This window comes from Sinomonas sp. P47F7 (genome assembly GCF_049332655.1).
GTDB lineage: Bacteria > Actinomycetota > Actinomycetes > Actinomycetales > Micrococcaceae > Sinomonas.
In genome coordinates, this window is the sequence record NZ_CP186327.1 from 1,342,634 (window position 1) to 1,365,718 (window position 23,085).

Genomic DNA, 23,085 nt, shown 5'->3' on the forward strand with positions numbered 1-23,085 from the left:
CCTTCACGGTGGTGAGGGTCCGACGGCGCGTGCTCGGCTACTTCTTCGAGCCCTTCCCGGAAGGCGCGGCGACAGCCTTCGGCGCCTTGCGGTGCTTGCGGTCGATGAGGAGCGCGAGGCCGATCGCGGCGAGCCACGAATCCTTGGCCATGGCCACACCCGCGGGGGTCGGGCGGACGCCGTCGGCCTGGGTGAGGCCCGGGGTCTTCGCGTAGACCGCGAGGAGACCCGCGCCGAAGGCCGTGAGCCCCAGCGCCGCGAGCTTCGTGGGCACGATCGGCAGGACGAGGGCGGACCCGAGCGCGATCTCGCCCGCGGCGACGGCCTTGCCGAAGGTCGCGGCCGGGATCTGCTTGACCTGCGGGATCGCGTTGGCGGCCATGTTCTGGATGGCCTCGGCCTTCTGCTCGTCGAGCGAGAGCTTCGTGACGCCCGAATTGATGAGGTACGCCCCGGTGACGAGGCGCAGGATGGCGTGGCTCGGCGTGAATCCCATTGAGTTCTCCTTCGATCCGTGGCCTCCTCGCGCCTCCAGCCTAAGGAGCCGCACCGGGATTGTCAGCCCGACGCACAACGGGGAGGGTCGACCTCGAGCCAATGGGGTGGCTTCCCTGCACTGGGGCTGCCTCCCCGCACTGGGGTGGCGGGCCCGGGGCCCCACTGCGGGGAAGGCCGCCCACTGCGGGCTCGGGGCCCCAGTGCGGCGGTTGTCGACATGGCTGGGGCCGTGCGCCCGAGGGACTGGCGTCGAGCGGGCCTCGCTAGAATGCTGTGGAACCCACCTGCCTGCCCTGCCGCGCGCGAGAGAGACGAGTGCCCCGTGATCCAGCTTGACCGTGTTCCCATCCGCCGTGCCCTGATCTCGGTCTACGACAAGACAGGCCTCGAAGAGCTCGCGAAGGGGCTGCACGCGGCAGGGGTGCGGATCGTCTCGACGGGTTCGACGGCGAAGCGGATCGCCGCTGCCGGCGTTCCCGTGCAGGAGGTCGAGGAGGTCACCGGCTCGCCCGAGATGCTCGACGGCCGCGTCAAGACGCTTCACCCGCGCGTGCACGGCGGCATCCTCGCGGACCGCCGCGTGCCCGAGCACATGAAGACGCTCGAGAACTTCGAGATCGAGCCCTTCGACCTCGTCGTCGTCAACCTCTACCCCTTCGTCGAGACCGTACGCTCGGGCGCCGCGATGGACGACGTCGTCGAGCAGATCGACATCGGGGGTCCCGCGATGGTTCGCTCGGCCGCGAAGAACCACGCCGCCGTCGCCGTCGTCGTCGATCCCGCCTTCTACGGCGAGGTGGTCACGGCCGCCGCGGCCGGTGGCTTCGACCTCAAGACCCGCCAGCGCCTCGCGGCGAGGGCGTTCGCGCACACGGCGTCCTATGACACGGCGGTCGCGACGTGGACGGCGAGCCAGTTCCTCGACGAGGACGGCGACGGCGTGGTCGACTGGCCGGCGTACGCGGGCCTCGCGCTCGAGCGCGCCGAGGTGCTCCGCTACGGCGAGAACCCGCACCAGCAGGCAGCGATGTACGTGGACAAGGCGGCCCCCGCTGGCATCGCTCAGGCGGACCAGCTCCACGGCAAGGCGATGAGCTACAACAACTTCGTCGACGCCGACGCAGCCCTGCGCGCGGCGTTCGACTTCGACGAGCCCGCGGTCGCGATCATCAAGCACGCGAACCCATGCGGCATCGCGATCGCGACGCCCGGCGCGGCGGACCCGATCGCGGACGCGCACCACAAGGCCCACGCGTGCGATCCGGTCTCCGCATACGGCGGCGTGGTCGCGGCCAACCGCACGGTCTCGAAGGGCATGGCGGAGACGCTCTCGGGCATCTTCACCGAGGTCGTCGTCGCGCCGGACTTCGAGCCGGAGGCCGTCGAGATCCTCTCGAAGAAGAAGAACATCCGCCTCCTCGCCCTCCCCGAGGGCTACGACCGCTACCCGACGGAGCTGCGGCAGATCTCGGGCGGCGTGCTCGTGCAGGTCTCGGACCGGCTCAACGCCGCGGGCGACGACCCCGCGAACTGGACCCTCGCGACGGGCGAGCCGGCCGACGAGGCCACGCTCGCAGACCTCGCGTTCGCATGGAAGGCGTCCCGCGCGGCGAAGTCGAATGCCATCCTCATCGCCAACCACGGCGCGTCGGTGGGCGTGGGCATGGGCCAGGTCAACCGCGTGGACTCGTGCCGCCTCGCGGTCGAGCGCGCGAACACGCTCGGCGTGGCCGTGGAGTCCGACGTCGACGCCGCGGGCGGCGCGTCCGGCACCGGCGCGGGCACCGCACCCGTGCGGACTCAGGGCGCGGTCGCGGCCTCCGACGCGTTCTTCCCGTTCGCGGACGGGCTCGAGATCCTCATCGCGTCCGGCGTCCGCGCCGTCGTGCAGCCGGGCGGCTCCATCCGGGACGAGGACGTGGTGGCCGCGGCGAGGGCCGCCGGGATCACGATGTACCTCACGGGTTCGCGGCACTTCTTCCACTGACCGCCGCCTGCGCCACCCGAGCGCATGCGAAGAGGGAGGCTCGGAGCGACCGAGCCTCCCTCTCCTTTTTCCCGCGCCGGGCTGGGGGAGGAGCGGCGCCGGAGTTTTGTGGGGGATCAGAACTGCGTGACGGTGATGCCCTGAACGGCCGTGCTGTGCGCGACGGAGAGGACCGTCGCGGCGTTCACGGCGTACGAGGCGTTCTGGGCCGCGATGAGGGCCGTGTTGACGTCCCAGAAGAGGGTCTCGCGGGCCGGGAGCAGCTCGACGGACTCGGCGGCGATTTCGGTGATGGTGAGCTTGGTCATGGTGGTTCACTCCTTTGGTGGTGGCGCCACGGGCGCGGCGCCAGGTTTTTGAATGGGTGGGGTACTGCGAGGTGGTGGACCGGTCCGGGCGCAGAGCGGGGGGTGCCCGCCGCAGAGCGCCGGCTCCCGGTCCGACGAGCGCCGACTAGTGCTGGAGCACGCCGACGATCTGGAGCGCGGCTGCGTTGGCGGTCGACCCGATCGTCGCGGCGTTGACCGCGATGGCCAGGTTGACTGCAACGACCGGTGCCACGTTGATGTCGAAGAGCATCGTGTCGCGCTGCGGAAGCAGCTCGGCGTGCTCAGCGGCGACGTCAGCGGCAAGGGCTGCCTGCATGATGTCCTCCTAGGTGTGGGCTCCCAGCGCCGGCACGAGACCGGCGCTGGAGGCGCTTTCGCGGTCAGAACTGAGTGACGGTGACGCCCTGGAGCGCGGTGCTGTTCGCCGCCGAAAGGACGGTCGCCGCGTTCACTGCGAACGAGGTGTTCGACGCCAGGATGCCGGCGATGTTGCGGTCCCAGAGAAGGGTCTCGCGGCCCGGGAGCAGTTCGACAGACTCGGCGGCCAGATCGGCCTTGGTGAGCTTCTGCATGATGTTCACCCCCTTTCCGGGTGCGGTCGTGACTCTCAAACGGGTGAGAGCTGGATGGCCGGGTCAGCTGTGGCGGCCGACTCGGAGTGCGTTGCTCGGGATGACGTGCCGCGGAAGCGGCCGGGGCATGCGGGGCGTGAGGCGCCGCACGAGTGCCCGCAGGATGTTCCCGAGGGCCTGGGCCAGGATCAGCACTGATCCGATGGCCGGCAGGGCGATGAGCGTGATCGCGAGGAGGGAGAGGGCCGCCTCGACGGGCTGGCCGGCCGTCACCGCGAGGGAGAGGTTGCTGACGTGGACGATGGTTGCGGCGACGGCGCTCGTGAGGATGTATGGGAGGCTCACGGCGAGCCACACGACGACCCCGGCCAGGAACGGCACGACGATGAGCACCCACGAGGTCACGATCCACCGCGAGATCGGCCTCAGTTCGCTCACCCGGGGGTCGACGCCGCGCCCCGGGATGAGGCTGCGGAGCACGGGCCCCACGCGGGCGAAGAGGTCGGGGACCCCCGCGAGGTCGGCGAGCACGAAGTAGCCGTCGAGCCGGATCGCGGGCGGAAGCTGCTGCGCCATTTGGAGCTGGGTCATGATGACGAGCAGAAGCAGCACAGGGCTGTCCGTCGCGAGGTACCCGAGCCCCGCAGCGAGGACCCACCAGAGGTGGAAATAGAGCCCGCCGAGGTCGGTCCGGATGCGGCCCGCGCGGCTCAGGCGGTACGAGTCGGTGACGTCTGTGTAGAACGCCGGGAAGATCAGGTAGAGGCCCACGCCGATGACACCGGGCTTCGCGCCACCGTAGCGGCACGCGGTCGCGTGCCCGACTTCGTGGACCAACGCCCCCACGCTCATGAGCGCGAAGAGGCTCAGCAGCAGACCGGGCGTGAGGAGCACGTCGTTGAGGGCCGCGCCGGCGTTCGACCTCGCAAACAGGAGCGCGTCGAGCGCCACGAGCGCGAGGCACGCCGTGACGACGACGGGCGTCGCGTACAGCGGCTTGAGGAGCCTCGAGAGACGGGCGACGGCGGCGCGCGGCACGAGCGTGGCCTTGGCGGTGAGCGCGAGGAGCGGCGCGGCCGTCGGCGCCGGGGCGGCGAGGGCGGAGTCGGGGTGTTCGAGGAGCCCCAGGGGCTCGAGCTTGCTCTCCGCGAGGAGCGTGAGGCCTTCGACGTCGAGCTCCTTGCCGAAGCCCGCGCTCACTCGCCGGGCGAGTTCCTCGGAGGGGAGAGGCTCGGCGGCCTCGGCGACGATGTGGTGCAGGAGCTCGCTGAGCTGGACTACCTGCCCGTCGGCCCGGCGCACGAGGTAGGTCGCGTGGTTGAGGCCCGAACCGGACACGAGGCCCAGAAGCTCGATGCCGGCCGCGCGCTGCCAGCGCTGCGGCGGAGCGGCAAGTTCCTGCGTCATGGTCGGGGCTCCTACGGGAGGGGTGGGTGGGCTGAGGGGTGGGTGGGCTGAGGGGTGCGGGCTGAGGAGGTGATGCGGGCTGAGGAGGTGGGGGGACTGTGTGGGGACTGGGCTGGGTTTGCCGGGGGATGGTTCCGTGGGCCGTGGGGGCCCGGGGCGGCCGCGCTGGGAGACCGGCCGCCCCGGATCGCCCGGGGACGCAGGTACTAGCCCTGCGTGACCGTGATGAACTGGCCGGCGGCGCTGTTCGCGACCGATGCAAGCGTCACGGCGTTGAGGGCGACCGAGCTGTTCGAGGCGAGGATGCCCGTCCAGTTGAGGTCGAACACGAGGGTCTCGCGGCCCGGGAGCAGCTCGACGGTCTCAGCGGCAAGGTCAGTCATGGTCAGCTTCGTCAATGGACTCAACTCCTTGGTGGTTGGTGATCTGGATTCGGTGTGGCGATTGGGGTCAACCGCTGCAGTAATTCCATCGAATGGATTGTTACCCTCGTGTTATTGCCGCGTTATCGGTCTGACGTGGGGAAACACGGCCCGCGAGGCGACCCGGAACGCACAGAGAGGCCCCCATCGGCAGCTTCGGGGGCTGCCGGCGGGGGCCTCGGCTGAGGGGTTCGTCCGGGAGTTCGCAGAGGAGCTCGGGCGGGGCGTCAGCCGCCGGCGTCGACCTCGACCCGGGCGGTGACGCCAGGCGCCTGGGTGTCCTCGGCGATGACCGCCTTGGCGCGATTCGCGGCGTCGTCCGCGTCCCTCTTCGCCTCGTCGCGCCATGAATCCTCGGGGTGCGCCGCCTTGGCCGCGGAGAGCTTGAGGCCGAGTTCCTGCTCGATCTGTTGGATGAGGGCCTTGGTTTCCGCAGAGAGCTCGCGTTGCGAGCCGCCGATGATCACGAACTGGAGCGCGACGGCGGTGGTCCTACAGCCCGAGCACATCACGTTGACGGCGAGCGAGCGGTTGTTGACCACCACGGCGGAGGCCCTCGGCCCAGTGATGATCTGCACCGACACGGCCGTCGAGGAGCAGCCCGCGCAAGTCGACCACGCCGCCGCGACATTGTCCGCGACGGCCGCGCCGTTGCCGACGACCCGCACGGTCTGGAGCGTCGTGGCCGTGCCCGAGCAACCGTCGCACCCACTCGTCGCGGTCGCCGTCGAGACGGCCTTGCCGCCAGACGGGCGAAGGGTCGGGTCGGAGCGGGTCGCGTCCGTGACGAGCGGCCGGGCAATGGTCGGGATGGCCGTGGAGGCCGCTTCGAGCGACGCCGAGGCGCGCGAATCGTCGTCGGGCCCCCGCCCGTCCGCAGAGGCGGCGCCCGGGGCCGAAGCACCGAGCGCCGCCACGACGGCAAGGGAGAGGGCGATGGCCGGGACTTTCCACCTCAGGCGACGTGCCATACCTCACAGCTCCTTCCAGGGTTAGTGATGTGCTGCAAGCCGGGGTGCGCGGTTCTTGGCCGCGAGGGGGCCGGGGAGCCCGAAGTCCCCGGCGGAGTTCCCGCCGATGGCCGCCTCGAGCCGGCGCGAGGGCTCGAGGCCCATTTCGTCGCGCAGCCTGCGGCGGAAGTCTGCGAGGGTGCGATAGGCGCCGGCAGTGTTGCCCGCGTGGATCTGGCCCCGGATCATGAGCGCGTGCGCAGATTCGCGCAGCGGCTCGATCGCGGCGGCGTGCATCGCCGCGGCGACGGCGGCGTCCGGCTCGTCGGTGCCGAGGTAGTGGCGCGCGATCGCCTCGAGGGAGGCGATGCGCAGCTCGCGCAGGCGCTCCTGTTCGAAGATGATCCAGTCGTCGTACCAGCCGGGCAGGAGCTCGGCCGAGTAGAGGCGTTCCGCGATCCCGGGCGCAATGCTCCGGCCGGAGCGAGCCTCCTCGGCGCTGCGGCGCAGCTCGTGGAGGTCGACCGTGACAGAGGCGGAAAGGCACACGGGATCGAGACTGTCGGTCAGGAGCCCGGGCAGCTGGTGCCGGACTTTGAACACCGTGGCCCGAAGGCTCCCCGAGGCTTGGTGCTCCGGACTGTCGGGCCACAGGAGGCCCGCGAGGTATGAGCGAGAACGCTGGCCCACGAGGGCGAGCGCGGTGATGAGGCGCTGCTGGCGGGCTCCGACCGCAACCATGTGCCCGTCGCACAGGAGCTGCCAGCAGCCCAAGAGGTGCAGTTCCCATTCCATGGGCCAGACCCTCCGTCGTGATGCGAGAGCCCGCGGAGAAGGGTCGTCCTGATTGGCGATTCTCCCCGCGATGCACGCCTGATGAACGAGATAAGCATGACGAAGCGGAGATAATCCAGTCAATAGATTTATTCGCCTTGACTGGAACTTTTGCGAAAGATCTAGCGCACTACCGGGAGCGTGAAATCGCTTGTCACACGTGGGGGTCGGTGCCCTCGCTGGCCTGGCGCTGGCCCGTGCGGGCCTCAAGCCAATCGCGCACACTCTTGACAGCGGCTTCCGAATCTGGGGTGACGGTCAGCTCGCCTGGCTCCCACGCGCCGTCGGACGCAAGGATGCGGATCCGCAGGCTCTCCTCGGATTCGGGCTCCCTCCACACGCGGAGAACGAGCGTGCCCAACTCCTCGAGCCCCGACTCGCCCGGTTCGTCTCCCTTGGCGGATGCGGAATGCTGTGCCATTTTCCCCCCGGTTGCCACATGGGCGTGTAGGCCCACGAAATGGGCGCGCTGCTACCTGTCTCTCAAGAGGCAGTCTAGGCGCGAAGCTGACGCGAGTTTCGGTAGTGAGTGCGAGTGTTCCAGTTCGGGGGAAGGCTTCCGTGTCCGTTCACCGCCGCGAAACCTAATCTTTGACAGTTCGTTAGGACAAACATCTTCTATGGAATGTCGGCGCCTGACTGTCGGGGGGCGAGGCGCCGCACGACGCCACCACGACGTCCTCGGCCAGGAAGAACCCGGCCGCGTATCAGGAGAGATCCATGAAGCTCACCACCGCCCTCGGAGCCACAGCGGCCATCGCCGCGACGGCCCTTGCCCTTACCGGCTGCGCCCAGAGCAGCTCGTCCGCCGCGAGCTCCGGGGATGCCGGGTCGAAGACCGTTCGCGTCTTCATCAGCGGGGACACCAACATCCAGAACCTGTGGGAGAAGGACCTCGGCCCGGCGTTCGAGAAGGCCAACCCGGGCTACAAGGTCCAGGTCACGATCGACCTCCACGGCGAGCACGACGCGCAGACCCTCGCGAAGCTCACGAGCTCGGTCGAGCAGAAGAAGTCCCCGGACTTCGACCTCGTCGACGCCGGCTTCGTCCCGAAGGCCTCCGCGGCGAACCTGCTCACGCCGGTCGACTCCGCGAAGGTCTCGGCGCTCTCGAGCATCTCGGCCGACACCGTCAAGGCCGGCGGCACGGGCGGTATCCCGTACCGCGGCTCCTCGGTGCTGCTCGCGTACGACTCGAAGACCATCCCGACGCCGCCCAAGACCCTCGACGAGCTGCTCGCGTGGATCAAGGCCAACCCGGGCAAGTTCACGTACAACTCGCCGAAGTCGGGCGGCTCCGGCGGATCCTTCGTCGCGACCGTGCTGGACAGGTACGTCCCCGCCGACGCGCGCCAGAAGATGGGCACGAGCTACGCGAAGGACCTCGAGTCCAACTGGGACCAGGGCTTCGCCGAGCTCAAGGGCCTCAACCAGTACGTGTACCAGAAGGGCGTCTACCCCAACGGCAACCAGCAGACGCTTGACCTTCTCGCGAAGGGTCAGATCACCATGGCCCCGGTCTGGTCGGACCAGTTCACCACGGGCGTCGCGAACGGCTCGATCCCCTCGACGATCAAGTCCGCGCAGATCTCGAACCCCTCGTTCACGGGCGGCGCCGCATACCTGGGCATCCCGTCGAACACCCCGAACATGGACGCCGCCGTCAAGCTCGCCAACTTCGTGCTGGCGCCTGAGCAGCAGGCCATGATCGTCAAGGACATCTCGGGCTACCCGGCCATCCCGCTCAACAAGCTCCCGGCCGACCTCCAGTCCAAGTTCTCGAGCGCGGATCCCAACAACCTCCGCCTCCCGTACTTCGACCAGGTTGGCAAGGACATGAACAACCAGTGGGATCAGAAGGTCCCCGGCCAGTGACCTCCACGGTCCGGTCGCGCCGCGCGCCTGGCCCCGCCGGCACCCCTCGGGTGTCCGCAGGGCAGGCGCGCGGCCTGTTCATGGCGCTCCCGCCGATCGTGCTCATTGCGCTCTTCATCGGGTTTCCGATCCTCTTGGCGCTCGGGTTCAGCCTGGGCTTCACGGGTGGGCTCAACCACACGATCGCGGTCATCGGCCAGAACGTGCACGAGGCGCAGGGCGCCGTGCCCACGTTCGGGGCCTACGGTGATCTCTTTGTGGATCGCCGCTTCCTCGGCGACCTCGGCGTGACGGTGATCGTGACGCTCGTGAGCACCACCTCGGTCATCGTGCTCGCGACGGGCATCGGCCTGTACCTCAAGTTCAGAGGGGGAGTGCTCGGCAAGGTCCTCTCCGGTCTCGCCGTCGTCCCGCTCTTCATTCCGGTGGTCATCGCCTCCTGGGCGATCCTGGGCTTCTACTCGGCGGACGGCTTCCTCCGCAGCGTGTTCGCGCTCGTGGGGCTCGACTTCCCCGTGTGGTCCTTCACGATGATCACCGTGATCATCGGCTCGGTGTGGACGTCCCTGCCGTTCGCGACGCTCCTCGTCACTTCCGGCCTCCAGGCCGTGCCGCAGGCCATGATCGACGCGGCGCGCGACGCCGGAGCCTCCTTCTGGCGCGTCGTCGCCTCCGTCGTGGTGCCCATGGCGGGCGTGCCGATCATCATCGCGACGACGTTCACGGCGATCGGCATCCTCGGCTCGTTCACGGTCCCGTACTTCACGGGCCCCAACTCGCCGAATATGCTCGGCGTCGACATGTCGAACTACTTCTCGGCGTTCAACCAGCCGCAGCAGGCCGTGGTCATGGCGTTCGTCGTGTTCATCATCGCGTCCGGCATCGCCGCGGTGTACGTGTGGGCGAACTTCCGCTCCGCCAAGGAAAGTGGGGCCCTCTGATGGCTCAGAAGACCCTTGGGCCTGCGGCGCCTGAGCCCGCGGCGCCGCGGGCCGCAGCACCGCGCGAGTCCGCTCCCGCCCCGGCGGAGGCCACGCCCCGCGCGGCCCGCAGGAGCGCCACGGGCCTCCTCACGACCGTGCTCGCGCTCCTGCTCGCGCTGTTCATCATCGGCCCGCTCGCGTGGCTCGCGGTCCGCGCGTTCGCGGACAGCTGGACGTACCCCCACTTGTGGCCCGACAGCTGGACCACGCACTGGTGGGAAGTGGTCTTCGGCGACAAGGCGCTCGGCGTCGCGGTGCAGAACTCGCTGTTCTTCGCCCCGCTCACGGTCCTGGTCTCGGCGGCCCTGTGCCTGCCCGCGGCCTACGCGTTCGCGCGCTTCGAGTTCCCCGGCCGGCGCTTCTTCCTCATCGGGCTCTTCGCGGCCAACGCGTTCCCGAAGATGGGGCTCTTCGTCTCGCTCGCGGCGCTCTTCTACGCGCTCAACCTCATGAACTCGATCCTGGGCATCCTCATTGTGCACGTGCTCGGGACGATCGTCTTCATGACGTGGATCCCGTCCGCCGCGTTCGCGGCGGTGCCGCGGAGCCTCGAGGAGGCCGCCCGGGATGCGGGCGCGTCCAAGCTGCGGGTCTTCTTCAGCGTGACGCTGCCGATGGCCCTCCCCGGCATCCTCGTGGCCGCGATCATGAGCTTCCTCGCCTCCTTCGACGAGGCGCAGGGCACGTACCTCGTGGGCGCTCCGGACTACATGACGATGCCCACGCAGATGTACAGCCTCGTGCTCAATTACCCGACCCAGGTGGCAGCCGTGTTCTCGATCCTCCTGGCGATTCCCTCCGTCGCCCTGCTCCTTGCGGCGCACAAACACATCGTCGGCGGCCAGCTCGCCGAGGGCTTCCAGATCAAGTAGAGGCACCATGACCACGAACCCGACTCTGTCCTCTTCCGCCTCAGGGGCTCCGGCAGCCGAGGCCGCGGCCTCGACGCCCGCCAAGCCCTCGGGAGGCCTCGACGTCCGCGGCCTGCACAAGGTCCTCGGCGGCCGGACCATCATCGACAGCCTCGACATGACTGTCCAGCCGGGCGAGCTCGTCTCGCTCCTGGGACCCTCCGGCTGCGGCAAGACCACGACGCTGCGCATGATCGCGGGCTTCCTCGCCCCGGACGCCGGCTCGATCAAGGTCGGCGACCGCGAGGTGGTCCACCTCGGTCCCGAGCAGCGTCCCAGCGCCATGGTGTTCCAGAACTACGCGCTGTGGCCGCACATGACCGTCGCGAAGAACGTGGGCTTCCCGCTCAAGCTGCGCAAGCGGCCCAAGCTGTCCCAGACTGTGATCTCCCAGCGCGTCGACGCGGCGCTCTCGCTCGTGAACCTCCTGCACCACAAGGACTCGCGGCCCGCGCGCATCTCGGGCGGCGAGCAGCAGCGCACCGCGCTCGCACGGGCCCTCGTGCAGGAGCCCGAGCTGCTCCTGCTCGACGAGCCGCTGTCCAACCTCGACGCGAAGCTGCGCGTCAAGGTCCGCGAGGACATCCGCGAGATCCAGCAGCGCCTCGGCATCACGACCCTCATCGTCACGCACGATCAGGAGGAGGCCATGTCGATGTCGGACCGGATCGCGGTCATGAACCAGGGCCGCATCGAGCAGTTCAGCACGCCCGCCGAGCTGTACAGCGCCCCGGCCACCGAGTTCGTCGCGACGTTCATCGGGAGCCTCAACCGCCTCGAGGGCCGCGTCGAGGACGGCCGCATCGTGGCCGGTGCGGGCGTGGTCGGCGTCCGGCCCGAGGACGTCGTGTTCGTCGATGACTCGCGCGACGGCGCGGCGAACGGCGCGCGCCACAGCGCCGTCGACGGCCTTCCGGCGACGGTCGAGCGCGTGGTGCCCCGGGGGCACTTCGCCGAGCTCTACCTGCGCCGCGAGGACGCCGAGCTGCGCGCGTTCGTCACGGGCGCCGTCCCGCCGGTCGGCGCGAGCGGCTACGCGCGGATCGAGAAGTGGCTCGACTTCGAGGACGGCAAGCTCGTGCGCGAGGGCGTGGTCGCGTGAGCGCAGCGGCCCCCCAGGCAGCGCAGCCGAGCGCGCTCCGTCGCACGGCGCCCCAGCTGAGCGCCCACCGCGGCGACGTCGAGCGGCACCGCGAGAACACGCTCGCGGCCGTCCGCTCGGCGATCGAGGCGGGCGCGGACATCGTCGAGATCGACGTGCGCGTCACGCGCGACGGCCGCGTGGTGCTCCTGCACGACCCGACCCTCGACCGGCTCTGGGGCCTGGACCGGCGCGCGTCCGAGCTCGACTGGGCCGACATCGCGGCCCTCGGTGACGGCGAGAACCAGATCCCGCTCCTCGCCGACGCGCTCGCCCTCGTGGCGGGCACGCCCTCGACACTCCTCATCGACATGGACGATCCGGAGTGCGCGGCGCCCACGGTCGCCGCGGTCCGCGAGGCGGCCCACGGCGCGAGCGTCGCGTGGTGCGGCAACCTCGAGGCGATGAAGATCGTGCGCAGCCTCGACGCGGACGCGAGCGTGTGGCTCCCGTGGAACCGCCGCGACCTCCCGCCGCGGGAGCTCATCGCGTCGCTGCGCCCCGACGTCGTCAACTCGGAGTACCCCGTGCTCAGCCGCGCGCTCGTCGACGCGGCCCACGCGGCCGGCGCGCGCGTGGCGTGCTGGACGGTCGACGACGAGGACGCCATCCGCTGGGTCCTCGCCGTGGGCGCGGACGCCGTGACGACGAACCGGCTCAGCGCCCTCCAGCGCGTCGTCGCCGAGGGGCCCGACGCCTGGCGTGCCGCGCCCAAGCCCTCGAGGCTCACGGGCGATGAGCTCACGGCGGCCATCGTCGTCGCGCACGAGCTCGCGAGTTGGGCCGTCGACTTCACCCAGCGCGCCGATCTCGGCGACGTCACCTCCAAGGCGCACGCCGCCGACCACGTCACGGCAGTCGACGTCGCGGTGGAGCGGCGCGTCCGCGAGGTCATCGCCGAGCGGCTCCCCGGCCACCTCGTCGTGGGGGAGGAGCTCGGCGGGACCGCCGAGCCCGGTGTCCCGTGCTGGTACGTGGACCCCGTGGACGGCACCGCGAACCTGGCCAACGGCGTGCCGTGGACGGCGTTCTCGCTCGCGCTCGCGGTGGACCGCGAGCCGCTCGTGGCGGTCGTCGGCGATGTGTGGCGCGGCCAGGTTTTCGCCGCCGTCGCCGGGCTGGGGGCTGAGCTCGACGGCCGGCGGCTCGACCTGCGCTCCGGCGCGCCGGGCGGGGACAAGACGCTCGCCGGTACGGTCGTCGGCACCGAACTCCTCGGCCACGAGCCGTGGCCCGGCATGGGCGGCTTCCTGGCCGCACTCGGGGAGCGGTTCAGCACGATGCGCGTCATGGGCTCGGGTACGCTCACCCTCGCCGGGATCGCGAGCGGCCGGGGCGCTGGGAGCGTGATCGAGCGCTTCAGCCCCATCGATCACCTCGCCGCGGCGCTCATTGTCCGCGAGGCGGGCGGCGTGCTGCTCGACGACGACGGCGACGAGACCATGTGGCCCGCCGCGGGCGGCATCCTCGCGGCGCGCCCCGAGCATGCTGCCGAGCTCTACTCCGTGTGGGCGGTGGCCCGCCGCGCGGAGCAGGACGCGCCGAGTGTGGGCTGAGCCCCCGCGCGACGGGAGTCTCTCCGCCGAGGTTGCCGCGTGGACGCGACGGACGCGCTTCGAGCTCGTCCGCCGCGTCCCGCTCGCGTTCCCGACGCATCACCCGCAGGGCCTTGCGTTCGCCGCGGGACGGATCTTCCTTTCGACCGTGGAGCTCACGGAGCGACCCGAGCCGCTTCCGGGGCACGGCGGAGACCCGGCGCGGCGCACTCCCGGGGCCGGGCGGGGGCACGTCCTCGTGCTGGCGCCGGACGGGACGCTCGAGGCCGACATCCTGCTCGGCGACGGCGACGTGTACCACCCCGGCGGCATCGACACGGCCGCCGGGCTCCTCTGGGTGCCCGTCGCCGAGTACCGCGCGGCCAGCCGGAGCATCGTCTACACGATCGACACGCGCACGCTCGAGGTGACCGCGCGCTTCGCGGTCGGCGACCACGTCTCGTGGCTTGCCGCGGATCCCGGGTCCGGCGCGCTGTACGGCGCGAGCTGGGGCTCGCGGCGGTTCTATCGCTGGGATCTTGGAGGCTTCGGGATCGGCAGCTTCGGGTCGGACGACGGCGGGACGGGCGACGGCGCGAACGTCGCCGAGGCGGAGTCATGGGACAACCCGAGCGCGTTCGTCGACTTCCAGGACGCCCAGTACGACGGCGGCGGTCGGCTCGTGTGCGGCGGCATCGCCGAGCTGCGGGACGCCCGTGGTGGGGTGTTCGAGCTAGGAGGCATCGCCGTCGTCCGTCCGTCCGAACGCCGCATCGCTGCCGAGGTGCCGGTAGTAGCGGCTGCCGTTGGCCCACGAGAAGTGGCCCTGCGCGTCGGGTTGGGGCCCGACGGCCACCATCGGATCGCCGCCCGAGACGATCCCGGCCTCGAAGTAGTTGGGCAGGGTCCCGATCTTTCCTCCGGCGGCGGCCGTGCCGCTTCGCGCGGAGAACCCCGTGTACGTGGGCTGCGACCACGAGGTCCCGTTGGTGGTCGAGAAGTACACGCCGCTCACACCCACTCCGGGCGTGAACGGGCACGACCCCGAACCGTTGGCGCGCTGCACGCAGGGCGCGAGGTCGATCTCGTCGTTGGCGCCCGCGATGAGGGTTCCCGAGATGGGATCGCGGGCGATCGACGGCTCGTTCTGCTTGTTCTGGGGGAAGGGGGTGGCGGGGCTGCCCGAGGTGACGATGGCGTCGCCGCTGCCTGCTGGCACGAGGGGCGCGGAGCTGACGGCGGGCGCCGCCGCGAGCGCGAGAACGCTTCTCGAACGCAAGGGCAGGCGGCCGGAGCGCTGTGCGCGCGGCCGGAGTTGGGCCACGGCGACGGCGAGGGAACGCCCGAGGGGCGGACGTGTTGACATCTGGGGATGCTCCTTACAGGAACCAAGGTCCGCCGTCCACGCCGGACGACGGCGGGTGCGCCGCCCGTGCCGGAGCGCAGGCGGGCTGCGTGCGGCCTGATGTCGACGTTCCCAGTTGCACCGACGCCCCGCCGCTTCGGCGGCGCGAGGCCGCCGAACTGAGAGTCCCTGCCCACGAATCGGGCCGAGGACGGAACACCGTCAGGGTGGGGCCCGCGCTGGGCGGGCAGCAACGGCCCAGCGCCCCGAATGAGCCGCCCGGCGCCCGGGTTTTCGTCACGATCCTCGACCGGTGCCGCGCTCCGGTAAGTTAAGGACGTTGATATAGCAGCATCCACGCATACTGCGGCGAGCGCTGAACCGCGCACACCGGCGCCGCGGTCTGCTTCAGCTCCAGGGAGGCGCCCACCCATGGCCACCATCATCTATACGCACACGGACGAGGCGCCGATGCTGGCGACCCACTCGTTCCTCCCGATCATCCAGGCGTTCGCGTCGGCCGCGGGCGTCGACGTGCAGACCCGCGATATCTCCCTGTCGGGCCGCATCATCGCGACGTTCGGCGACTATCTCGCCCAGGACCAGCGCATCTCGGACGCGCTCGCGGAGCTCGGCGAGCTCGCGAAGAAGCCCGAGGCGAACATCATCAAGCTCCCGAACATCAGCGCTTCGATCCCGCAGCTCAAGGCGGCGATCGCCGAACTCCAGTCGCAGGGCTACGCGGTTCCCGACTACCCGGACAGCCCCGCCTCCGACGAGGAGACGGACATCCGTTCGCGCTACGACAAGATCAAGGGTTCCGCCGTGAACCCCGTGCTCCGCGAGGGCAACTCGGACCGTCGCGCGCCGCTCTCGGTCAAGAACTACGCGCGCAAGAATCCGCACTCGATGGGCGCCTGGTCCCCGGCGTCGAAAACCAACGTCGCGACCATGGACGCCGCTGACTTCCGTCACAACGAGAAGTCTGTGGTCATCCCCGCTAACGACACCCTCACGATCCAGCTCGTGCTCGAGGACGGAACCGTCAAGGACCTCAAGAAGGGCCTCAAGGTCCTCGCGGGCGAGGTCGTGGACGGCACGTTCATGAGCGCCGCGGCCCTCGACGAGTTCCTCGCCGCGCAGGTGCTTCGGGCCCAGGCGGAGGGCGTCCTGTTCTCGGCGCACCTCAAGGCCACGATGATGAAGGTCTCGGACCCGATCATTTTCGGCCACGTGGTCCGCGCCTACTTCTCCGAGCTCTTTGCGACGTACGGCAAGCAGCTTGCCGCCGCAGGCCTGAGCCCGAACAACGGCCTCGCCTCGATCCTCAACGGCCTCGACGAACTCCCCGAGGACGTCCGCGAGGGCGTCACGGCGCTCGTCGCGAAGGGCCTCGCGGATGGCCCCGAGATCGCGATGGTCAACTCGGACAAGGGCATCACGAACCTGCACGTCCCGTCGGACGTGATCGTGGACGCGTCCATGCCCGCGATGATCCGCCTCGGCGGCCACATGTGGGGCCCTGACGGTGCGGAGCACGACACGCTCGCGGTCCTCCCCGACTCCTCCTACTCGGGCGTGTACCAGGTCGTCATCGACGACTGCCGCGCGCACGGAGCGTTCGACCCCACGACCATGGGCACCGTGCCGAACGTGGGCCTCATGGCTCAGGCCGCCGAGGAGTACGGCAGCCACGACAAGACGTTCGAGATCCCGGCCGCGGGCCGCGTCCAGGTGGTCGACGGCGCCGGCAGCGTACTCATCGAGCACGAGGTCGAGCAGGGCGACATCTGGCGCGCATGCCAGACCAAGGACGTGCCGATCCGCGATTGGGTCAAGCTCGCCGTGACGCGCGCCCGCGCGTCGAAGACGCCGGCGGTGTTCTGGCTCGACGAGACCCGCGCGCACGACCGCAACCTCATCGGCCTGGTCCGCGAGTACCTCAAGGATTACGACACCGAGGGCCTCCAGATCGAGATCATGGCCCCGGCGGAGGCCACGGCGTTCTCGCTCGCGCGCATCCGCCGCGGCGAGGACACGATTTCCGTGACCGGCAACGTGCTCCGTGACTACCTCACGGACCTGTTCCCGATCCTCGAGCTCGGCACGAGCGCCAAGATGCTTTCCGTGGTGCCGCTCATCAACGGCGGCGGCCTCTTCGAGACCGGTGCCGGCGGTTCGGCTCCCAAGCACGTCCAGCAGCTCCTCGAGGAGGACTACCTTCGCTGGGACAGCCTCGGTGAGTTCCTCGCGCTTGCGGTGAGCTTCGAGCACCTCGCGACGACGACCGGCAACTCCCGCGCCCAGGTCCTCGCGGACACGCTGGATCGCGCCACGGGCACGTTCCTCCTCGAGAACAAGTCCCCGGGCCGCAAGCTGGGCACGATCGACAACCGTGGCAGCCACTACTTCCTGACCCAGTACTGGGCCAAGGAACTCGCCGAGCAGACGGACGACGCCGGCCTGGCCGCCGCGTTCGCGCCCGTCGCCGAGGAGCTGGCCGCCCAGGAGGAGGCGATCGTGGGTGAGCTTCTGAGCGTCCAGGGCCACGCCGTGGAGATTGGGGGCTACTACCGCCCCGATGAGGCGAAGACGTACGGCGTCATGCGTCCCTCCGCGACGCTCAACGGCATCGTGGACGCGCTCCGCAAGTAGTCGGTCTCCTCGCGGCGCCCCGCACCCGGACCCAGCTGTTTCGGGTACAGATCATCTGTACCCGAAACAGCAAGGTTCGGTGCGGGGCGTTCGCGTGCCCGGGGCCATTCTGAGCCTTTTGGTGCCCCCCGGTGGCCTGGCCCGGCCCCCAGCGCCGCGCCAGACCACCTTGCGCCGAGCCCTGGCCCACGCCTCGACCCGCGGCGTGCCGCCCGAATCGGTCGGCACGTCGCGCCCGTTGTCTGGGCGGGGCACGGGGCTGGGCGTCCCGGGCCGCGGCTCATGTCGACCTGCCGCGGTCCGAGGCCTGTCTGCCTTCCGCTGTGGCTTAGCAGCGGGGGTCGGATTTAGAGGGGGTCGGGCCAGTTGCCGATGCTGCTCATGACAGTCATTCCTTCGTGTGAGTTCGTGTATCCGTACCCCGGGGATGCCGCGCGCGAGGCCAGCCAGCTCTGCCCAGATCGGCTGATCGGGCGGGCATCCCCGGGAACGGGCCTAGGTGAGCGACGCGGCGCGGAGCCGCCGCAGGGCGAGACCGCCGCCGAGTCCCGCGAGCGCGAGTCCCATGCCGATGCCGAGCAGTAGCGCGGCGGCAGCGAGAATCAGGGCGAATTCGACGGTGAGGGAAGGCATGCCCCCCACGGCCGAGCTGAGCGCTGCGCACAGCTGCGGAAGCGCGCCGGTCGCGGTCGATCCGGTGGCCCCGCTCGCTCCGGCCGGGGCATTCGCTCCGGTCGAACCGCTCGCAGTGCCTGTTCCAGTGCTGGCCAGGAGGGCGCCGGACGTTCCGGTGCCTGACGAGCCCAGACCAGAGGAGCCAGTGTTCAGCGAGCCGGCGCTCAAGGACCCGATGCTCAGCGAGCCGGTCCGTGAGGCCGACGTTGCGCCCGTGGTGCCCGTTCCGGTGCTGGTCAGGAGAGTGCCGGATGTTCCGGACCCTGACGAGCCAGTGCCAGACGTCGACGTACCGGCCGTGCCGCTGCCGCCCGCAGAGGGGACAGAACCGGTCTGAACGCCGAGGGCGCCTAGCCCGAGGTCACCGAGGCCAAGGTCGCCGAGGCCGAGGATCCCGTTGCCGCCCGCGGAGGGGACAGAACCGGGCTGAACGCCGAGGGCGCCCAGTCCGAGGTCACCGAGCCCAAGCCCACCGAGGCCGAGGATCCCGCTGCCCGGGCCCGTGCCTGTGCCTGTGCCAAGCCCGAGGACGCCCGTGCCAGCCGATCCCGTCGACGCCGTGGCCGGCGCCCCGAGGATAAGCGCTGGCGAGAGCGCAAGCGAGGGGCTCAGCGAGCCGCCGGTTCCGGTTGAGACCGTCGCCGGGGCCAGCAGCGTCGCGCCGGGGTTGGCGGAGCCCGTGACCGTGCCGCCGGTCGTCGTCGGCGCGGCGAGCGTGGCCGACGGCGACGTGGTCACCGAAAGTGGCTCGGCGCCCGGCGAGGGCGTGCCGACCGACGGGACGGACAGCTCCGGAACCGCGACCGTGACGGCCGGGGTCGTGGCCGGGGTCGTCGAAGCCGCCGGAGTGGCCTCGTCCGGATCCAGGACGTTCGGCACCGTCACGGCAGGGACCGTCACGGACGGAACCGTGAGCGTCTGCGCGGGCGAGGCGCTGTCCGTCACGACGGGCACCGCAGTGTCCGCGAGTGTGACCGCAGGGGCCCCCGAAACGCCGCCCGTGACGACGGGTGCCGTCACGTCCGGGACCGAGATGATCGGTACGCTCAGAGCGGGCGCGCCGACGGTGAGCACGCTGACGGCGGGCGCGTTCGCGGCGGGCGCCGAGACGGCCTGCGAGGTCGCGCCAGCGGCCGGTGTGATGACCGGCGCGGCTGGAGCCTGCGTGCCGCCCAGGACGGCCGCGACGGGCGCAAAGAGCGTCGCGCTCGGCCGCGCCGAGGTCGTGCCGGAAGGCGTCTGCACGGTCGCGGGAACGGTCACGTTGGCGACCGGGGTCGTGGTGGTTGAGCTGTCGGCCAAGGCGGCCGCTTCGCCGAGACCCATGAGGCCTCCGGCGACGATTGCGCCGAGCAGAACTCGGCGGGCAAGGGTCTTCACAGTTATCTCCTGACTGGACAGTCGAACGCGCCAAGGGCGCGCGGGATCGGGACGTGTCCGCCTCGAGGGCAGACTCGTCCCCTGTCAGTCGGGAGTGGAACCCGGATCGAATGCGGGGGATGAGGGCACGTGGTCGCTCACGCGCCTGGCCCGGCGCGAGACCGGGAGCAGGGGAGCGAGGAAGAAGCCAAAGGCGAGCGCTGCGAGCCCGCCCGAGGGGCCCGATCCGCCCAAGCCTTCACCGTTGCCGGCCCCGCCGGGCCGCGGGGCGGGCGGCGGAGCCGTCGGCGGGCCGCCTGGCTGCGGGGCGGGCACACCGACCTGACCGGCTCCCGCGCCGGGCACGAGAACTGCGGGGGTCGAGAGGCCTTGCCAATTCGGCGTCACGCCGAGCGCCTCGGTCGCGGCGACCGCCGGGTCGTTTGGGAGCGCGGACGCCTCCGAGGCGTCGGCGGTGTCGGCGGGGTCCGCGTCGGTGGCCGGAATGGCGGTCGCGCCGGGATCGGTGGCGTCGCCGGCCGCGGGCGGGGCAGCGCCCGGTGCCGGTCCGGCGACGGTCACGGGAAGCTGACTGACGGTCACGGGGACCGGGGTGGCTACGACGGTTCCCGCGGTGTCCCCGACGCTTTGGATGGCCTGGCCCGTTCCGGAGGCCGTCGCGTCCACCACGGGGGCGAGCGGCGCCAGCGGACCGGTGAGCACGGGTGCCGCGACCGCGGGCGCGGCCTCGACTACCTGGGCGAGCGCCGTCGTCGTCTGTTGGACCGCCGCGCCCGCCGCGCCCTGCACGCCGGGGGCAGTCTGGAGGACGCCAGAGGCGGCGGGCTCTGCCGCTGCGCCGACCGAGGAGACAGCGTGCCCGACCGGTGCGGTCAGCGAAGAAACCACGGATGCGACGGGTGCTGGGGCCGGAGCGCCGAGCAGATCGCTCGAGGCGGACGCGGCGGCGCCCGAGAGCAGCAGCCAACCGATTCCCAGACCAGCTGCGCCGATCGTGCAGCGCAGAGCAGTGAGGCCGCGGAATCGCGTCAGAAGCGGCAACCGCATGTCCCCACCTCCCCAAGTTGAAGGGATCGGCCGCGCACGCAACGCCCCCATCGTAGGACCGGGGGAGCGGGCGCGCTAGAGCGGGGGAGGAGGAAAACGCCTTGGATCTACAGGATTCAGCGAGCGACCCGCTCGTCATTGGGGTACCGGATGCCGAGTTGCCGGCGGACGCCGTCGAGGAGCCGCATCGTGTTGAGCGTGTGCGCCCACGGCATCGTGGGGCTCTCGGCGATGCCCTGCTGGACGCAGCGGACCACTTCGCGGAGCTCGTACACGTAGCCGCGGCCCACGGGCTCGAAGCGCTCCGTGCGGGGCGGATCCCAGCCGCGGCGCACCACGATCTCCTTCGGGTTGTTGATGCTTCCCACGGTCGTGAGAACGCCCGCCGAGCCCGCTACCGTCGCGGCGCGGGGCCCATGCGCAAGGAGCGAGGACGTGAGAGTTGCGAGCTGCCCGCCGCTGTAGCCGAGCGCGAGCACGTTCTGTTCGTCGACCCCGTCGCCGTTGAGGGTCCCGAGCGCCGTGAGGGAGTCGGGGAAGCCGAGCGTCCCGAGCGCCCACAGCAGGGGGTAGATCGTCAGGTCCAGGAGAGCGCCGCCGCCGGCCTCGACGGCCCAGATGCGGTTGGTCGGGTCCTTCGGCGCGGGGAACCCGAGGTCGGCGGAGACCCACTGGACGGTCCCGAGCTCGCCGGATTCGGCGATCTCGAACGCGCGCTGCATCGACGGCAGGAACCGCGACCACACGGCCTCCATGAGGAAGACCCCACGCGCCTTCGCAAGGTCCACGAGCTCCTGTGCCTCGTGCGCGTTGACCGTGAAGGGCTTCTCGACGAGGACGTGCTTGCCGGCCGTCAGGAGGGCCTTCGTGACTTCGTGGTGTTGGGCGTGCGGCGTCGCGACGTACACGACGTCCACGTCCGGGTCCCTGGCCAGCCTCTCGAAGCCGGGCACCTCGCCGTCGTCCGCGTAGTGCCGCGCGAAGCCGAACTCCCGCGCGAAGTCCGCGGAACGCTCGCCGCTGCGCGAGCTCACGGCCTGGAGCGCGGCGTCGGGCAGCATCGCGAGATCTCGCACCACCGTCCGGGCGATCCCGCCCGTCGCGACGACGCCCCAGCGCACCGTCTGGCCAGTCGGAGCGAGCGGGTCGGTGGTGTCCTGGAGCGAGAGCCACGTGTGCTGGATGTGACGGGTCATACGCCCATCCTTCCATGCGGGCGGGGGCTGCCGGGCGCGATGGCCGCGCTCCTACCCGGTTGATGTTTCCCGATCAGTTGGAACCGCGGCGCGTCTGCCTCGGACACGTTTCACCGCTCAGATAAGCGGGCCCGAGCGGGCCACGAACGACGGCGGCCGCCCCCGTGGGGACGGCCGCCGTGTGCTCGGGCCGCCTAGGCGACCGCACGCTGGACTACTGGGTGAGCTTGCTCAGCGTCGGGTCGTTGGCGTAAGCCTCCTTGGCGTTCGCCTTGGTCACGATGACCGGCGGGAGGAGGAACGCGGGGACCACCTTCGTGCCGTTGTTGTACGACTTGTCGTCGTTGACGTCCGGCTTCTGCCCGGCCTGGAGCTTCTTGGCCATGTCGATCGCCTTGTTCACGAGGTTGCGCGTGTCCTTGTTGATCGTCGAGTACTGCTCGCCGGCCATGATCGACTTGACGGACTCGACCTCGGAGTCCTGGCCCGTCACGACCGGGACCGGCTTGCCGGCGCCCTTGACGGACGTGATGATCGCGCGGGCGAGCGTGTCGTTCGGCGAGAGGACGCCGTCCAGCGTCGTGCTGTTGTAGCTGGCCGCGAGGAGCGTGTCCATGCGCTTCTGCGCGTTCTCAGCCTTCCACCCCTGGGTCACGGCCTGGTCGAACGACTTCTGGCCCGAGACGACCTTGAGCGTGCCGTCGTCGATCTTCGGCTGGAGCACGCTCATGGCGCCATCGAAGAAGACCTTCGCGTTGGCATCATCCGGGGAGCCCGCGAAGAGCTCCACGTTGTACGGGCCGGTCGGCTTCTTGGCCTTCATGCCGTCCAGGAGCGCCTGGCCCTGGAGGACACCGACCTTGAAGTTGTCGTACGCCACGTAGTAGTCCACCGCGTCCGTGTTCTTCACGAGGCGGTCGTACGCGATGACGGTCGCGCCGGCGTCCTTGGCCTGCTTGAGCTGGGTGCCGAGCTGGGAGCCGTCGATGGCGCCCACGATGATGACCTTGGCGCCCTTGGTGACCATGGACGAGATCTGGTTCTGCTGATCGGAGACGCCGCCGTTCGCGAATTCGACATCCGCCTTGAAGCCCGCGCCCTTGAGGCCGTCGTTGAACAGGCCCTCGGCGAGGACCCAGTTCTCCGAGGTCTTCTGCGGGAGGGCGACGCCGATGAGCGAGTTCTGCGCGAACCCGCCGGAGCCGCCGCTCGAGCTGCCGGAGGACGTGGTATCCGAGCGACCACAGGCGGACAGCGCCAGCGCTGCGATGGCAGCGATGGCAGCCACCTTTCCTGCTTTTCCAATCATTCGCATGGTGTTTCGCTTTCTTTTGGTTTCCGGG

21 protein-coding genes are annotated in these 23,085 nt (G+C 70.5%); 8 read left to right on the plus strand and 13 right to left on the minus strand.

The window, feature by feature from the left end; genetic code table 11:
• Nucleotides 1-37 precede the first annotated feature (37 nt).
• The gene (locus ACOKR1_RS06425) at nt 38-496 is read right to left on the minus strand and encodes a DoxX family membrane protein (RefSeq protein WP_422935874.1); all 459 of its coding nucleotides are present in this window, start codon (nt 494-496) and stop codon (nt 38-40) included.
• A 324-nt stretch (nt 497-820) separates the two neighbouring features.
• On the opposite strand from ACOKR1_RS06425, the gene purH reads away from it, so the two are divergent.
• Nucleotides 821-2,485 carry a bifunctional phosphoribosylaminoimidazolecarboxamide formyltransferase/IMP cyclohydrolase gene (gene purH, locus ACOKR1_RS06430; protein ID WP_422935875.1) on the plus strand — a complete coding sequence of 555 codons (1,665 nt, stop codon included), beginning with the start codon at nt 821-823 and terminating at the stop codon, nt 2,483-2,485.
• A 116-nt stretch (nt 2,486-2,601) separates the two neighbouring features.
• Here the strand turns inward: purH and ACOKR1_RS06435 are convergent, their stop codons facing one another.
• From ACOKR1_RS06435 to ACOKR1_RS06470, 8 genes are all read right to left on the minus strand, one after another.
• The gene (locus ACOKR1_RS06435) at nt 2,602-2,793 is read right to left on the minus strand and encodes a hypothetical protein (protein ID WP_422935876.1); all 192 of its coding nucleotides are present in this window, start codon (nt 2,791-2,793) and stop codon (nt 2,602-2,604) included.
• A gap of 145 nt (nt 2,794-2,938) precedes the next feature.
• Nucleotides 2,939-3,130 (minus strand): hypothetical protein, encoded by a 192-nt coding sequence (locus ACOKR1_RS06440; protein WP_422935877.1) that lies wholly within the window; start codon nt 3,128-3,130, stop codon nt 2,939-2,941.
• A gap of 64 nt (nt 3,131-3,194) precedes the next feature.
• Nucleotides 3,195-3,386, minus strand: a complete 192-nt coding sequence (locus ACOKR1_RS06445; RefSeq protein WP_422935878.1) for a hypothetical protein — start codon at nt 3,384-3,386, stop codon at nt 3,195-3,197.
• Between the two features lie 63 nt (nt 3,387-3,449).
• A complete protein-coding gene (locus ACOKR1_RS06450; protein ID WP_422935879.1) occupies nt 3,450-4,793 on the minus strand; it encodes a hypothetical protein in 1,344 nt (447 codons plus the stop codon).
• Nucleotides 4,794-4,999: 206 nt separating this feature from the next.
• On the minus strand, nt 5,000-5,191 hold the full coding sequence (locus ACOKR1_RS06455) for a hypothetical protein (RefSeq protein ID WP_422935880.1): 192 nt from the start codon (nt 5,189-5,191) through the stop codon (nt 5,000-5,002).
• 251 nt (nt 5,192-5,442) lie between these two features.
• Nucleotides 5,443-6,186 carry a hypothetical protein gene (locus ACOKR1_RS06460; protein ID WP_422935881.1) on the minus strand — a complete coding sequence of 248 codons (744 nt, stop codon included), beginning with the start codon at nt 6,184-6,186 and terminating at the stop codon, nt 5,443-5,445.
• A 21-nt stretch (nt 6,187-6,207) separates the two neighbouring features.
• Nucleotides 6,208-6,960, minus strand: coding sequence for an AfsR/SARP family transcriptional regulator (locus ACOKR1_RS06465; protein WP_422935882.1), 753 nt, complete (start codon nt 6,958-6,960; stop codon nt 6,208-6,210).
• Nucleotides 6,961-7,153: 193 nt separating this feature from the next.
• Complete coding sequence (locus ACOKR1_RS06470) at nt 7,154-7,420, minus strand: hypothetical protein (protein ID WP_422935883.1); 267 nt, start codon at nt 7,418-7,420, stop codon at nt 7,154-7,156.
• Nucleotides 7,421-7,719: 299 nt separating this feature from the next.
• Between ACOKR1_RS06470 and ACOKR1_RS06475 the strand changes: the two genes are divergently transcribed.
• From ACOKR1_RS06475 to ACOKR1_RS06505, 7 genes are all read left to right on the plus strand, one after another.
• Entirely contained in the window at nt 7,720-8,874 is a 1,155-nt protein-coding gene (locus tag ACOKR1_RS06475) for an extracellular solute-binding protein (RefSeq protein ID WP_422935884.1), read from the plus strand.
• Nucleotides 8,871-9,815: an ABC transporter permease gene (locus ACOKR1_RS06480; protein ID WP_422935105.1), complete on the plus strand. Its 945-nt coding sequence runs from the start codon at nt 8,871-8,873 to the stop codon at nt 9,813-9,815. The genes ACOKR1_RS06475 and ACOKR1_RS06480 overlap by 4 nt, the downstream gene beginning before the upstream one ends.
• On the plus strand, nt 9,815-10,729 hold the full coding sequence (locus tag ACOKR1_RS06485) for an ABC transporter permease (RefSeq protein ID WP_422935104.1): 915 nt from the start codon (nt 9,815-9,817) through the stop codon (nt 10,727-10,729). The genes ACOKR1_RS06480 and ACOKR1_RS06485 overlap by 1 nt, the downstream gene beginning before the upstream one ends.
• Nucleotides 10,730-10,736: 7 nt before the next feature.
• Entirely contained in the window at nt 10,737-11,870 is a 1,134-nt protein-coding gene (locus ACOKR1_RS06490; RefSeq protein WP_422935103.1) for an ABC transporter ATP-binding protein, read from the plus strand.
• Entirely contained in the window at nt 11,867-13,465 is a 1,599-nt protein-coding gene (locus ACOKR1_RS06495; protein ID WP_422935885.1) for an inositol monophosphatase family protein, read from the plus strand. The genes ACOKR1_RS06490 and ACOKR1_RS06495 overlap by 4 nt, the downstream gene beginning before the upstream one ends.
• Complete coding sequence (locus ACOKR1_RS06500) at nt 13,455-14,807, plus strand: DUF6454 family protein (RefSeq protein WP_422935886.1); 1,353 nt, start codon at nt 13,455-13,457, stop codon at nt 14,805-14,807. Before ACOKR1_RS06495 ends, ACOKR1_RS06500 begins: the two co-directional genes overlap by 11 nt.
• A 414-nt stretch (nt 14,808-15,221) precedes the next feature.
• A complete protein-coding gene (locus tag ACOKR1_RS06505) occupies nt 15,222-17,444 on the plus strand; it encodes an NADP-dependent isocitrate dehydrogenase (protein WP_422935887.1) in 2,223 nt (740 codons plus the stop codon).
• Between the two features lie 495 nt (nt 17,445-17,939).
• On the opposite strand, the gene ACOKR1_RS06510 is transcribed toward ACOKR1_RS06505, so the two are convergent.
• The 4 genes from ACOKR1_RS06510 to ACOKR1_RS06525 all read right to left on the minus strand — a co-directional run bounded on the left by ACOKR1_RS06510 (nt 17,940) and on the right by ACOKR1_RS06525 (nt 23,057).
• The gene (locus ACOKR1_RS06510) at nt 17,940-19,499 is read right to left on the minus strand and encodes a hypothetical protein (RefSeq protein WP_422935888.1); all 1,560 of its coding nucleotides are present in this window, start codon (nt 19,497-19,499) and stop codon (nt 17,940-17,942) included.
• 84 nt (nt 19,500-19,583) lie between these two features.
• A complete protein-coding gene (locus ACOKR1_RS06515) occupies nt 19,584-20,546 on the minus strand; it encodes a hypothetical protein (protein WP_422935889.1) in 963 nt (320 codons plus the stop codon).
• A 116-nt stretch (nt 20,547-20,662) separates the two neighbouring features.
• Nucleotides 20,663-21,742, minus strand: coding sequence for a Gfo/Idh/MocA family protein (locus tag ACOKR1_RS06520; RefSeq protein WP_422935890.1), 1,080 nt, complete (start codon nt 21,740-21,742; stop codon nt 20,663-20,665).
• Between the two features lie 214 nt (nt 21,743-21,956).
• A complete protein-coding gene (locus tag ACOKR1_RS06525; RefSeq protein WP_422935891.1) occupies nt 21,957-23,057 on the minus strand; it encodes a substrate-binding domain-containing protein in 1,101 nt (366 codons plus the stop codon).
• Between the last annotated feature and the right edge of the window lie 28 nt (nt 23,058-23,085).